Consider the following 11,681-nt stretch of genomic DNA (forward strand, 5'->3'; position numbering starts at 1 on the left):
GAGGAGATGGCATGGGAACCAGCAGTGACGTCCCGGCGTTGCGTCGCGGGTTGGCGGTGTTGCGGCTACTGGCCGGGCGAGCCGGACCCATCTCGGCCTCGACGATCGCGCGCGAGCTCGACCTGCCCAGGTCCACCACCTACCATCTGCTCGGCGAGCTGGAGGCGGCCCGTTTCGTGACGCGGCTGCCCAGCGAGCGGCGCTACGGACTGGGCATCGCCGCGTTCGAACTCGGCTCGGCCTACCTGCGCCACGATCCGCTCGAGCGGCTGGCCGGACCGCTGCTGCGCGAACTGGTCGAGCAGGTGGGGCACAACGCGCATCTCGGCGTGCTGCACGGCAACGAGCTGCTGTATCTCATCAAGGAGCGCCCGGTCCGGCCGGAAACCCTGGTCACCGGCGTCGGTGTCCGGCTACCGGCCCATCTCACCGCGTGCGGCCGGGCGATTCTGGCCCACCTGCCGCCGGCGCAGATCCGCGCACTGTTCCCGTCGGCGGCGGCGTTCGTGCGCCGCACCGAACGGGGGCCGAACTCGTTGCAGGCGTTGCGCACGGTGCTGGCGACCGAACGCCGTCGCGGCTGGGCCTGCGAGGACGGGCATGTCACTCCCGGTTTCGCGTCGGTGGCCTATCCGGTCTTCGATCACAATCACAGCCCGATCGCGGCGATCAGCGTCACGCTGCGGCACCACTGCGAGGTGTCGCCGTGCCCGGCGGACTGGGCGCCGTTGGCGGCCCGGGTCCGTGCCACCGCGGATCAACTGACCCAGCGCATCGGCGGCCGGTGATCGCTCAGCGCTTGCGCCCGACCCCGCCCCAGGCGGCCGAGGGCTTTTCGACCGGCTCGGCGGCGTCGGGATGCCACTGGTTCACCGGCACCACGCCGGGCTCGACCAGTTCGAGATTGCGGAAGACCTCACGGATCTGGTCGACGCTGCGGACGTAGTACGGAACCGCGCCGGTTTTCGCGTAGTAGTCCGATAGGCGAACCAGCCGCTGATCCTCCGTAGTGCCTTCGTACATAGCGAAATAACTACCGGATGGAATGGCATCCTGTAGCGCGCCGGTGATGCGGATAACGTCGTCCCAAGTGCGTGCGTGACCGAGTACGCCCATGAACATGACGGCAATCGGCTTGTTGAAGTTCAGAATATTGCGCGCTTCTTGCACAATCTGTTCAGGATTGTGGAAATCGGATTCCACGAGCGCGGTGACGCCCTCGTCGGTGGTGTTGATCAGCAAGGCCCGCGCGTGCGCGAGCACGAGCGGATCGTTGTCCACGTAGACGATCTTGGACTCGGGCGCGACACCCTGCGCGACCTCGTGCGTGTTCTGCATCGTCGGCAGTCCGGTGCCGATGTCGAGGAACTGCCGGATGCCCGCCTCGGCGGCGAGATGACGCACGACGCGGATCAGGAATCGGCGTGATTGCCGGGCCATCGTTCCGATATCCGGGAATACCGATTCGCCGGACTCGCCGGCAATGCGGTCGACTTCGTAAAAGTCCTGTCCCCCGAGCCAATAATTCCAGATCCGTGCGGAATGCGGTACATCGGTGCGGATCAGCCGATCGTTTTCGCGGACCATGATGCGGCTCCTAGCGGGGTAAGGCGACGTGCGGCTGACTGTACAAGCGCCCACGAACGCGTGTCGGCGGATTCGGAGATAAACATCGAAGAGTCAGAATGGACACGAGTCGCCCGCGTCGCCGAACGAACGGGAATCGTTTGTGCACCCGCGCCATCGGCCCGACACTCTATCGCCCACCCGACCGAGGCCGGCCTGTGACCCGGAACACCCCACCAGATATGTTGTGCACAACTTAGTTGTGGGCTACGTTGTTGACATGACCGATCCCCTGCACCTCGACGAGCAGCTGTGTTTTTCGCTCTACGCGGCGTCGAGGGCGATGACGGCGGTCTACCGAACAAAGCTCGAAAAGCTCGGGGTCACCTACCCGCAGTACCTCGTGCTGCTGGCCCTCTGGGAGCGCGACGGACGCAGCGTCGGCGAGCTCTGCCAGGTGCTGGCACTGGATTCCGGAACACTCTCACCGCTGTTGAAGCGACTGGCGGCCGCGGGACACATCGAGCGCAGGCGTTCGGCCGAGGACGAACGTCGCGTCGATATCCACCTCACCGAACACGGGCGGGCGCTGCGCGCCGAGGCCTGCGACATCCCCGCGCAGATGTCGGCCGCCAGTGGGCTGTCCATGGACGAATACCTGATGCTGCAGGCCAGCCTGCGGCGACTGACCCAAGCACTGACATCGACCCTCGAACAAGGAGAATGACATGCAGATCCTGTACACCGCAGAGGCGCTGGCGACCGGCGACGGGCGCAACGGCCACGCCAGGACCACCGACGGCAAGGTGGACGTCGCCCTCGCCGCACCCAAGGAGATGGGCGGCAGCGGCGAGGGCACCAACCCCGAGCAGCTGTTCGCGGCGGGCTACGCCGCCTGCTTCCACGGCGCCCTGCGCCTGGTCGGCAAGCAGGCCAAGGCGAATATCGACGACTCGGCCGTCGGCGCGAAGGTCGGCATCGGCCCGAACGACGCCGGCGGGTTCGGTTTGACCGTCACCCTCGAGGTCTCGCTGCCGCACCTGTCGCGTGACGAAGCGCAGGCGCTCGCCGACAAGGCCCACCAGGTGTGCCCCTACTCCAACGCCACCCGCGGCAACATCGACGTCGACGTAGTCGTCGCCGAAGACTGAGCGGAGGGCCGACATGCGTGCTGTAGTCATCGAGAGCTTCGGAGATCCCAAAGACGTACTGACCACAGCGGAACGGCCGGTACCCGAGCCGGGCGAGGGCGAGATCAGGGTCGCGTTGATCCTGTCCCCCATCCACAATCACGACCTGGCCATCGTGCGTGGCGTGTACGGCTACCGGCCGGCGCTGCCCGCGATCCCCGGCACCGAGGGCGTCGGTATCGTCGACGCCCTCGGTCCCGGAGTCACCGGTTTGGCTGTCGGCCAACGGGTCACCGTGTCCGGCGCACAGAACGTCTGGGCCGACTTCTTCCTCGCGAAAGCGGCCCAGGCGGTGCCGGTGCCGGACCAGGTGTCCGACGAGACGGCCGCACAATTGCTCGCCATGCCGCTCAGCGCTTTGATGCTGCTCGAAGACCTCGAGCTGGCCGAGGGCGACTGGATCGCGGTCAACGCGGCCAACGGTGCGGTCGGCAGGCTCGTCAATGTGCTGGCGCGGCAACGCGGTATCCGGGTACTCAATCTGGTGCGCGGGCCGAAATCGGTGGCGGCGCTGCAAGCCGACGGCTTCGAGCCGGTGTTCGACACCGAGGCCGACGGCTGGCGCGATGCTGCCGCGGCCGCCACCGCGGGAGCGCCGATCGTACGGGCGGTCGATCAGGTGGGCGGCCGCGCGGCCGACGACCTGCTGGCCTTGCTCGGACCCAAGGGCTGGCTGATCTCGTTCGGGGCGCTGTCCGGGCAGCCGTTGAGCTTGAACCCGGGCACGCTCATCTTCAAACAAGCTGTGGTGAAAGGCTTTTGGGGCTCGAAGCGGATCGAGGAGACACCGGCCGAAGACCGGCGGCGGCTGATCGGCGAACTGCTGTCCGCGGCCGCCGAAGGAGTGCTGCGGCTGGAAGTCGAAGCCACCTTCGCGCTGGACTCGGCGGCCGAGGCGGCGATCGCCACCGAAAGCCCCGGACGACGCGCGAAAGTCGCCCTGTCACCGAAGGTTTGACGCTCCCCCGCGTTGCTCACGGGCGCGGTTCGAGGACGGCCATCGCGGCATTGTGACCGGCAATGCCACTGACACCGCCGCCGCGAACCGCGCTCGCGCCGCACAGAAACACGTTGGCGTACGCGGTGGCGACGCCCCAGCGCGTGGCCGGGTCCACCGGGGAATCGTCCGCGCGGTAGGGAAAAGCCAAGTCGCGGTGGAAGATATGCCCACCCGGCAGGCCGACCTCGCGTTCCAGGTCCAGCGGCGTCTTCGCCTCCAGGCAGGGCTCGCCGCGCTCGTCGACGGCGAGGCAATCCGCGATCGGCTCGGCCAGCACCGAATCCAACTGGGCCAAGGTCGCTTCGACCAGCTCGGCTTTGACCCGCGCCGGATCTTTCGCGAAAAGCTTTGCCGGAGTGTGCAGGCCGAACAGCGTGAGGGTGTGCATACCCTGCGCCGCCAGCTCCGGCGACAGGATAGACGGGTCCGTCAGAGTGTGGCAGTAGATCTCCGAGGGTGGTGCGGACGGGATCCGGCCGATCGCCGCCTCACCGTAGGCCTGGTCGAGTTGTGCATACGATTCCGCGATGTGGAAGGTGCCCGCGAACGCCTCGCGCGGGTCGACCGCGCTGTCCCGCAACTTCGGTAGGCGGTGCAGCAGCATATTGATCTTCAGCTGTGCGCCTTCGGGTTTCGGGTCGCCTGGGGCGCCGAGCAACCCGGCAAGTTCCTGAGGCGCGGCGTTCACCAGTACGTGACCCGCGGCGACGGCGCCGCCCGCGAAACTCACTTCGGCCTCGTGTCCGTCGGTGGCGACGGCGGTGACCGCACAGTCGGTGACGATCTCCGCGCCGGCCGTACGTGCGGCGGTGGCCAACGCGTCGGTCAGCGCGCCCATGCCGCCGATCGGCACATCCCAGTCGCCGGTGCCGCCGCCGATCACGTGATAGAGGAAGCAGCGGTTCTGGCGCAGGGTCGGATCGTGGGCATGGGTGAACGTGCCGATCAACGCGTCGGTGAACACCACGCCGCGCACGGTGTCGTCACGGAAGGTCGATTCGACCAGTTCGCCGAGGGGACGTTCGAACAGCGAATCCCACACGGCGGCATCGCCGATGAGTTCTCGCAGCTCGGTGCGGGTCGGCAGCGGCTGGGTCATGGTCGGGAAGATCTGCTCGGCCAACCGGGCCGTCGTGCCGTAGAACTGTTGCCACGCAACGAAATCCCGGTCCGAACCGGTCAGGCGCACGAAGCTTTCCCGGGTGCGCGCCGCGGAGCCGGTGTCCACCAGTAATCCGCCCGCGCCGACCGGCGTATAGGACGAGATCCGCCGGCGGCGCGTCGCGAACGACAAGCCGAGTTCCTCGACGATCTGCCGCGGCAGCAAACTCACCAGATACGAGTACCGGGACAACCGGGCGTCCACCCCGGCGAACACGCGCGCCGACACGGCCGCGCCGCCGGTGTGCGATTGCCGCTCCAGCAACAACACCGACCGCCCGGCGCGCGCCAGGTACGCGGCGGCCACCAACCCGTTGTGGCCGCCGCCGACGATCACCACGTCATATCTCGATCGTGTCGGCTGCATCTGTACTGGATAGCACGGGAACGCCCGGCCCGGTTGCCGGAACCGGACAGGGCGCGGCGGTTACTCGGTGAAAGCGACGGCGCCCGAGGGACAGATGTCGACGGCTTCACGGACCGCGGCCGCATTCTCCGCGCCGGGGTCGGCGGTGACGACTTCCACGAGGCCGTCGTCATCACCCTGGTCGAAGACGGCGGGCGCGGTCAGGGCACAGAGACCGGCGCCTACGCATACGGACCGGTCGGCGGTGACGTGCATGGGAACTCCTTTCGCGGTGATTCGGGCTCGGTCACCAGGTGACCGGAAGTTCGTTCACACCCTGAATCGTGGTGCCGGGGCGCAAGGTCAACTGCTCGGTGGGCACGGCCAGGCGCAGGGTCGGAATGCGGTCGAAGAGACTGCCGAGGATGATCTCGAGTTCCAGGCGGGCCAGGTTCTGGCCGAGGCACTGGTGCACGCCGTATCCGAAGGCGAGGTGGTGGCGCGCCGCGCGGTGCACATCGAAGGTGTCGGGCTCGGCGAAGACCGAACCATCGCGATTGGCAATGGAATTCGAGACGAGCACACCTTCGCCCCGCTTGATCACGTGGCCGTCGATTTCGATGTCGGCCTTCGCGAAACGGCCGCCGGCGATATCGGCGATGGCCAGGTAGCGCAACAGTTCTTCGACCGCGCCCGCAATCAGCGAGGGGTCGGCGCGCAGGGCGGCGTGCTGGTCCGGATGCTCGAGCAGCGTGATCACCGACAGCGACGTCATCGATGCGGTGGTCTCGTGGCCGGCGACGAGCAGCAGGATCGAAGAGGAGACGAGCTCCTCGCGGTCGATCTCGCCGTGCGCCAGCTGATCGGTGACCAGGCTCGACAGCAGCCCGGGGCCGGGCTCGGCCTGCAACCGGGTGATCAATCCGTCCAGGTAGACCGCGAGATCGCGCCGCGCGGCGATAGCGCCCTGCGCGGTCGTCGACTGCACCAACCGCCTGCTGGCGTCCTGGAAGAATTCGTGGTCCTCGTACGGCACGCCGAGCAGCCGGCAGATCACCATGGACGGCACCGGCAGCGCGAACCGGCCGACCAGGTCGGCGGGCGGCCCGGCGGCGAGCAGGTCGTCGATGAAGCCGTGCACGATCTTCTCGACATCGGCGCGCATGGTCTTGACCCGTTTCAGGGTGAACTCGCTGATCAACATCCGCCGCTGGGTGCTGTGTTCCGGGGGGTCCATGCTGATGAAGGCCGGTTTGCTCGCCTGAAAGACCCGGAAGCGCGGCGAAACGGCGGGGAAGTTCGTGTGTGTGCGGTCGGCCGACAAGCGCGGATCTGCGAGCAGGGCGCGGGCGGTTGCGTGTTTGGTGACCACCCAGGCTTGTGCGCCGTCGAAGAGAGTCACCTTGTGCAGCGAATCCTGCTCGTCGCGCAGCTTCGCGTACTGCTCGGGCAGGCGATACGGGCAGGTGCGGTCACTCGGGAAGGCAGGCGGGTCGTCGGTGCGGGGTGTCACAACTGTGCCGTTCATCGGTCCCCTCGAGATCGTAAGATACTCTTAGTACTCTATTTTTAGATTAGAGTGTCTTCCCAAGCAACGCAACGCTTTTCAGGAGCCCAGCCGCCAGTGAAAGTCCAGCAATCCGTCGACGCGGCGGCCGACTACCGGAAGAACACACGCAGGCGCGGCGCGGAATTGGAGCGAGCCATCCTCACCGCGACCCTGGACGAACTGGCGGAGGTGGGCTATTCCGCGCTCACCATGGACCGCGTCGCCGCGCGGGCACGCACCAGCAAAACCGTCATCTATCGACGCTGGGCGAGCCGTGCCGAACTGGTCGTCGACGCCTGCAAATCCGGTGGGATCTCCGAGGTCGATCTCCCCGACACCGGCGCGCTCCGCACCGACGTGATCGCCCTGCTGGGGCAGATGTCGGCGAAGATGGCCACGCCGTTCGGCGGCATCGTGCGCGGGCTGCTGGCCGAGATGACCCGCGACGCCGAACTCGGCCGCCTCATCCGGGAGCGGGTGCAGCGGGTCGGTGCGTCGGCGATCCACGCCATCCTGGCACGTGCCGTCGACCGCGGCGAGGTGGACCGCGCAATCCTGACCTCCCGCCGCGCCACCGTCGCCCTCGACCTCTTCCGCAACCACTTCCTGCTCTTCGACACCCCGGTCACCGACGACGTCATCCTCGACATCGTCGACGACATCTACCTCCCCCTGGTCCTGCGCCCCCACCCCTGAACGCGACTTTCCAGCTACCGCAACGAGACTCGAGCCGCGACTATACGAAAGACCCGCCCAGACCACCGACCAGGGTGCCGATGGTGGCGCCCATGCTGATCGTGCTGGTCATCCGGCTCCAGGCCGCCTGCTCACGGTCGTATTCGTTCTTCCACGGCGCCTTGTCCTCGAACGGCAGGGCGACCGGCTGGTAGGTGGCCTTCGCCATGTCGAGCTGCGGGGTCAGCGTCGCGGTGCGATCGGAAATGTCGGCGGCGATGGGGGCCGCGTTGACGGTACCGGCGGCGATGCCGAGTGCGGCGGCAAGCCCTGCGGCCACCGCGACAATTGACGTGTTCGGAAAAATTCGGCACACCGAGCATGCCGCCGGCCGGCCGTGGAATCACCGGCAAGTCGAAGAGCCGCGTCAGAGGTCCAGGACGAGCACATCGGAGTGGGCGCGGGATACGCAGAGCATCATGGTGTCGCCGCGGGCCTGCTCCGCTGCGGTGAGCAGCGAATCGCGGTGATCGATCTCCCCGGCGAGGACGGGGGTTTCGCAGGTGCCGCAGGTGCCCTCGCGGCAGGAGGTGATGATGCCGATGCCCGCGCGCTCCAGCACGTCGGCCACGGACTGCTGCGCATCGATCGCGAAAATCCTACCGCTGCTCGCGATTCGGACCTCGAAGGGACGATTCGGGGTCGCCGTGATCGGTCTCGGGACGAAGCGTTCGAGATGGACGGGAAGACCGCGGTCGGCGGCCTCGGCTTCCACCGCGGCGAGCAACGGCTCGGGACCACAGCAATACACGGCGGCGGTGGGATTCTCGGCCAGGATCGTCGGGAGCGGCAGCAGTCCGTGCTCGTCCTGCGGGAGCAGCACCGCGTGCGGATACCGCTCGGCTAGCAGGTCGGCGAATGCCATATGCGCCCGGGTGCGCCCGCCGTAGTACAACGACCACCGGGCGCCGGCCGCCGCCGCGGCGACCACCATGGGCAGGATCGGGGTGATACCGATACCACCGGCGACGAACACATAGCTCTCGCGCGCGACCAGCTCGAAGTTGTTGCGGGGCAACGAAACCTGGAGCCGCGTACCCGGCAGCGCAGTGCGGTGCAGCTGCGCCGAACCCCCACGCCCGTCCGGCTCGTGCAGCACGGCGATCCGCCACCTGCGCCGGTCGGCCGGATCGCCGCACAGCGAATACTGCCGTACGCCCGCCGCACCCACCCCGACATCGATGTGAGCGCCCGGCGTCCAGCCCGGCAGATCGCCGCCCGAGGCGGCGGACAGCTCCAGCGAGAACACCCGCTCGGCCTCGTCGCGACGAGCCGACACCAGCACCGGAATCTCGGTCATGCCATGGGCCCTTTCCTCGAGGGTCGAGCCGATCCGCACCGTGCGCCTCGCTCGACCGTTGGTCGACGCTGACCTGATCGGCCGCCAACCCGGTCAGTCAGGACCACCGTCGCGGACGAGGCACGCGCACGGAGCAGGCGAACGCGCAGACGATTCGGGCGATCGACGTTGACTATCGCCCCGACTCGGACCCCCGGGTGGACCCGAGACTTGCGCCATGACCACTGTGCGCCAATTGGTGGACAAAACCACCCAGTTCATTCGTGACCAGGTCGTTCCGGTGGAACGCGAGGTCGTCGTCGACGGTCGGGTGATGGACGACGCGCTGCGCCTGGACCTGCAGAAGAAGGCGAAAGAGGCGGGCGTGTTCGGGCCGTTGTCGGACCCGAAATACGGTGGGCTCGGTCTGGACACGCGGTCCCAGGCGCAGGTGCTGGAAGCCGCGGGCGCCAGCCTGCTCGGGCCGCTCGCGGTGAATGCCTGGGCACCCGACGACGGCAATATCCATCTGCTCGCGCACGTCGCCGATGCCGAACAGCAGCAGCGCTACCTCGCGCCGCTGGCCGCCGGAGACGTGCGCTCGGCCATCGCGATGACCGAACCCGCCCCGGGTGCGGGCTCGGATCCCGGCATGCTGCAAACCGTGGCCGAGGAGACCGACAGCGGCTGGGTCATCAACGGAGCCAAGCACTTCACCACCGGCGCCCAGGGCGCCGCCTTCACCATCTGCGTGGCCCGCACCACCGAGGGCCCGACGATGTTCCTGGTCGACCAGGACAATCCCGGCCTGCGCGTCGGACGCCGGATGCCGACGCTGGACCACACCAGCGCACCCGGCGGACACTGCGAGGTCACCTTCGTCGATTGCGAGGTGCCCGATGCCGCGGTACTCGGCGCGGTGGGCCAGGGTCTGGCACTGGCGCAGGTGCGGCTCGCTCCGTCCCGGCTCGTGTTCTGCATGAACTGGCTGGGGCTCGCGGTGCGCGCGCACCACCTCGCCATCGAACACATCAGCAGCAGAACCTCTTTCGGCGTGCCCATCGCGGATCACGGCCTGGCCCAGGGCATGGTCGCCGACAACGAGATCGATATCGCCGCGGCGCGCGGAATCATCCGCACCGCGGCGGAAACCATCGACGCGCAGGGTCCCACCTCCGCACAGGCGCGCCACGATGCCTCGATCGCGAAAACGTTCGTCTCCGAGGCGGTCTGGCGAGTCCTCGACCGGGCGGTGCAGCTGCACGGTGGCCTCGGCGTCTGCGAGGACTACCTGGTCGCGCGGTTCCTGGTGGAGGCCAGGGCGTTCCGGATCTACGAGGGCCCGTCCGAGGTGCTGCGCTGGTCGATCGCCCGCCGCGCACTGCGTAACCGCTGAGCACACCCGATCCAATCCAGCAGGGAGTACCCATGACCACGCGCGAGATCGCCGGTTTCGCCGCCGCCTATCCCGAACTCGACGGCGCCGCCGTCGATTACGACTACCTGCGGGCCGTGTCGCAGGACATGGTGCCGTTCGGCCGCCATGTCGGCACGGTCATCACCGAGATCGGCCCGGAGCGGGCCGTCGTCGAGATCCCCGCCGTCGACACCGTCGGCAACCACATGGGCACCGTGCACGCCGGTGCGCTGTTCACCGCCGCGGACATCGGCGGCGCGGCCGCCTTCGTCGGTGCGGCGGCCACCCGCCTGTCCACCGTCGAGCGGCTGGTGCTGCGCGCCGGCACCGCCTCCTATCGCAAGCCCGCGCTGGGGCGGATCCGCGCGATCGCCACCGTCGACCACCGTGAACTCGCGCAGGTGCTCGCCGCCGCGGTGTCGAACAGGTTCGAGCTGTCCGGCAAGGCGGTGCTGGTCGATGACAGCGACGTCGTGGTCGCCAAGTTCACCTTCGACTACGTCTGCGATGTGACGATCGCCGAGGGCGACCGATGACCACCGCGGACGCCGGGAAGCGCGCCGAGTTCGGCGCCCTCGAGGCGGCGACGGTGACGACCGCCGACGACGTCACCTTCACCGTGCGATTTCTGCCGGGCAGCAAGCCCGGCGCACCCGTCGTGCTGATTCTGCCCGCCATGGCGATGAAGGCCAAGAACTACCTGTCTCTCGCCAAAGAGCTGAATGCCCAAAACCTTTCGGTGGCCACCTGCGATCTACGGGCACACGGCGAGGCCCGGCCCGAACTCGGGTTGCACCGCGACTTCGGCTACCGGGAAATGCTCGAGATCGACCTGCCCGCGATCGTCGCCGCTGTGCGGCAACGCTTTCCGGACGCGCCGGTGCACTTCTTCGGGCACAGTCTCGGTGGGCAGCTCGCGCTGCTGTACGCGGCGGCCCGACCGGACGACATCGCCGGGGTCACGGTCATCGGCACGGGCACGGTGTTCTGGTGGGCGTTCGGGCCGCGGCGCTGGTTGGAGGCACTGAGCCAGATCCAGTGGATCGGGCTGGTCTCCCGTTGGAAGGGCCACTGGCCCGGCGGCGTGCTGATCCCGGCGCCGATGCCCGGCGGCGTGATGCGCGACTGGGCGATGCACTCGCTCACCAGCTACTACCGGCCGAAAGGCACCGAGCGGCAGTACAACACACTGCTGCGCGCCATGACGACACCGGTGCTGGCGATCTCACTGTCCGACGACGTGCTCGGGCCCAAGTCGAATGTCGACTTCCTGGTCGCCCGGATGCCGAAAGCCGCGGTCACCCAGTGGCATATCGACGAGCACGCGCCGGTCGAGCATCGAGATCACTTCACCTGGGTCAAGGATTCTCCGGTGATCGCGGCCCGTGTCGCGACCTGGATCGTCGCCGGCGCACTGCCCGGCTGAGGGGGAAAACCG

Annotated in this window: 13 protein-coding genes and 1 pseudogene; 8 read left to right on the forward strand and 6 right to left on the reverse strand. The window is 68.1% G+C overall.

What is annotated here, in order from left to right; genetic code table 11:
• The first annotated feature begins 11 nt into the window (after window positions 1-11).
• On the forward strand, window positions 12-788 hold the full coding sequence (locus tag NBRGI_RS18715; protein WP_029898029.1) for an IclR family transcriptional regulator: 777 nt from the start codon (window positions 12-14) through the stop codon (window positions 786-788).
• Between the two features lie 4 nt (window positions 789-792).
• On the opposite strand, the gene NBRGI_RS18720 is transcribed toward NBRGI_RS18715, so the two are convergent.
• Window positions 793-1,641 carry an SAM-dependent methyltransferase gene (locus NBRGI_RS18720; RefSeq protein WP_235211008.1) on the reverse strand — a complete coding sequence of 283 codons (849 nt, stop codon included), beginning with the start codon at window positions 1,639-1,641 and terminating at the stop codon, window positions 793-795.
• Window positions 1,642-1,846: 205 nt separating this feature from the next.
• Here NBRGI_RS18720 and NBRGI_RS18725 point away from each other — a divergent pair, with 205 nt between their 5' ends.
• From NBRGI_RS18725 to NBRGI_RS18735, 3 genes are read left to right on the forward strand one after another with little or no spacing between them, the layout of a single operon-like run.
• Window positions 1,847-2,293, forward strand: coding sequence for a MarR family winged helix-turn-helix transcriptional regulator (locus NBRGI_RS18725; protein ID WP_029898032.1), 447 nt, complete (start codon window positions 1,847-1,849; stop codon window positions 2,291-2,293).
• 1 nt (window position 2,294) lies between these two features.
• Window positions 2,295-2,717 (forward strand): organic hydroperoxide resistance protein, encoded by a 423-nt coding sequence (locus NBRGI_RS18730; RefSeq protein WP_014984153.1) that lies wholly within the window; start codon window positions 2,295-2,297, stop codon window positions 2,715-2,717.
• A 13-nt stretch (window positions 2,718-2,730) separates the two neighbouring features.
• On the forward strand, window positions 2,731-3,714 hold the full coding sequence (locus tag NBRGI_RS18735) for a zinc-binding dehydrogenase (RefSeq protein WP_029898034.1): 984 nt from the start codon (window positions 2,731-2,733) through the stop codon (window positions 3,712-3,714).
• A gap of 16 nt (window positions 3,715-3,730) precedes the next feature.
• Here the strand turns inward: NBRGI_RS18735 and NBRGI_RS18740 are convergent, their stop codons facing one another.
• Genes NBRGI_RS18740 through NBRGI_RS18750 form a run of 3 tightly spaced genes read right to left on the reverse strand, consistent with a single transcriptional unit; the run spans window position 3,731 to window position 6,791 of the window.
• The gene (locus NBRGI_RS18740) at window positions 3,731-5,284 is read right to left on the reverse strand and encodes a phytoene desaturase family protein (protein WP_029898037.1); all 1,554 of its coding nucleotides are present in this window, start codon (window positions 5,282-5,284) and stop codon (window positions 3,731-3,733) included.
• A gap of 60 nt (window positions 5,285-5,344) precedes the next feature.
• Window positions 5,345-5,539 carry a ferredoxin gene (locus NBRGI_RS18745; RefSeq protein WP_029898038.1) on the reverse strand — a complete coding sequence of 65 codons (195 nt, stop codon included), beginning with the start codon at window positions 5,537-5,539 and terminating at the stop codon, window positions 5,345-5,347.
• A gap of 31 nt (window positions 5,540-5,570) precedes the next feature.
• Window positions 5,571-6,791: a cytochrome P450 gene (locus NBRGI_RS18750; RefSeq protein ID WP_029898040.1), complete on the reverse strand. Its 1,221-nt coding sequence runs from the start codon at window positions 6,789-6,791 to the stop codon at window positions 5,571-5,573.
• 96 nt (window positions 6,792-6,887) lie between these two features.
• Here NBRGI_RS18750 and NBRGI_RS18755 point away from each other — a divergent pair, with 96 nt between their 5' ends.
• Complete coding sequence (locus NBRGI_RS18755; RefSeq protein ID WP_029898043.1) at window positions 6,888-7,508, forward strand: TetR/AcrR family transcriptional regulator; 621 nt, start codon at window positions 6,888-6,890, stop codon at window positions 7,506-7,508.
• Between the two features lie 43 nt (window positions 7,509-7,551).
• Here the strand turns inward: NBRGI_RS18755 and NBRGI_RS43950 are convergent.
• Together NBRGI_RS43950 and NBRGI_RS18765 are read right to left on the reverse strand one after the other, a co-directional pair.
• Window positions 7,552-7,827 (reverse strand): annotated as a pseudogene (locus NBRGI_RS43950) (hypothetical protein); the annotation flags it as partial.
• 87 nt (window positions 7,828-7,914) lie between these two features.
• On the reverse strand, window positions 7,915-8,847 hold the full coding sequence (locus tag NBRGI_RS18765) for a PDR/VanB family oxidoreductase (RefSeq protein WP_029898048.1): 933 nt from the start codon (window positions 8,845-8,847) through the stop codon (window positions 7,915-7,917).
• A gap of 217 nt (window positions 8,848-9,064) precedes the next feature.
• Here NBRGI_RS18765 and NBRGI_RS18770 point away from each other — a divergent pair, with 217 nt between their 5' ends.
• From NBRGI_RS18770 to NBRGI_RS18780, 3 genes are read left to right on the forward strand one after another with little or no spacing between them, the layout of a single operon-like run.
• Window positions 9,065-10,222, forward strand: coding sequence for an acyl-CoA dehydrogenase family protein (locus NBRGI_RS18770; RefSeq protein WP_029898050.1), 1,158 nt, complete (start codon window positions 9,065-9,067; stop codon window positions 10,220-10,222).
• Window positions 10,223-10,254: 32 nt separating this feature from the next.
• On the forward strand, window positions 10,255-10,779 hold the full coding sequence (locus NBRGI_RS18775) for a PaaI family thioesterase (RefSeq protein ID WP_029898052.1): 525 nt from the start codon (window positions 10,255-10,257) through the stop codon (window positions 10,777-10,779).
• The gene (locus NBRGI_RS18780; protein WP_029898054.1) at window positions 10,776-11,669 is read left to right on the forward strand and encodes an alpha/beta hydrolase family protein; all 894 of its coding nucleotides are present in this window, start codon (window positions 10,776-10,778) and stop codon (window positions 11,667-11,669) included. The genes NBRGI_RS18775 and NBRGI_RS18780 overlap by 4 nt, the downstream gene beginning before the upstream one ends.
• Window positions 11,670-11,681 lie beyond the last annotated feature (12 nt).

This window comes from Nocardia brasiliensis IFM 10847 (assembly GCF_000710915.1).
Lineage (GTDB): Bacteria > Actinomycetota > Actinomycetes > Mycobacteriales > Mycobacteriaceae > Nocardia > Nocardia brasiliensis_A.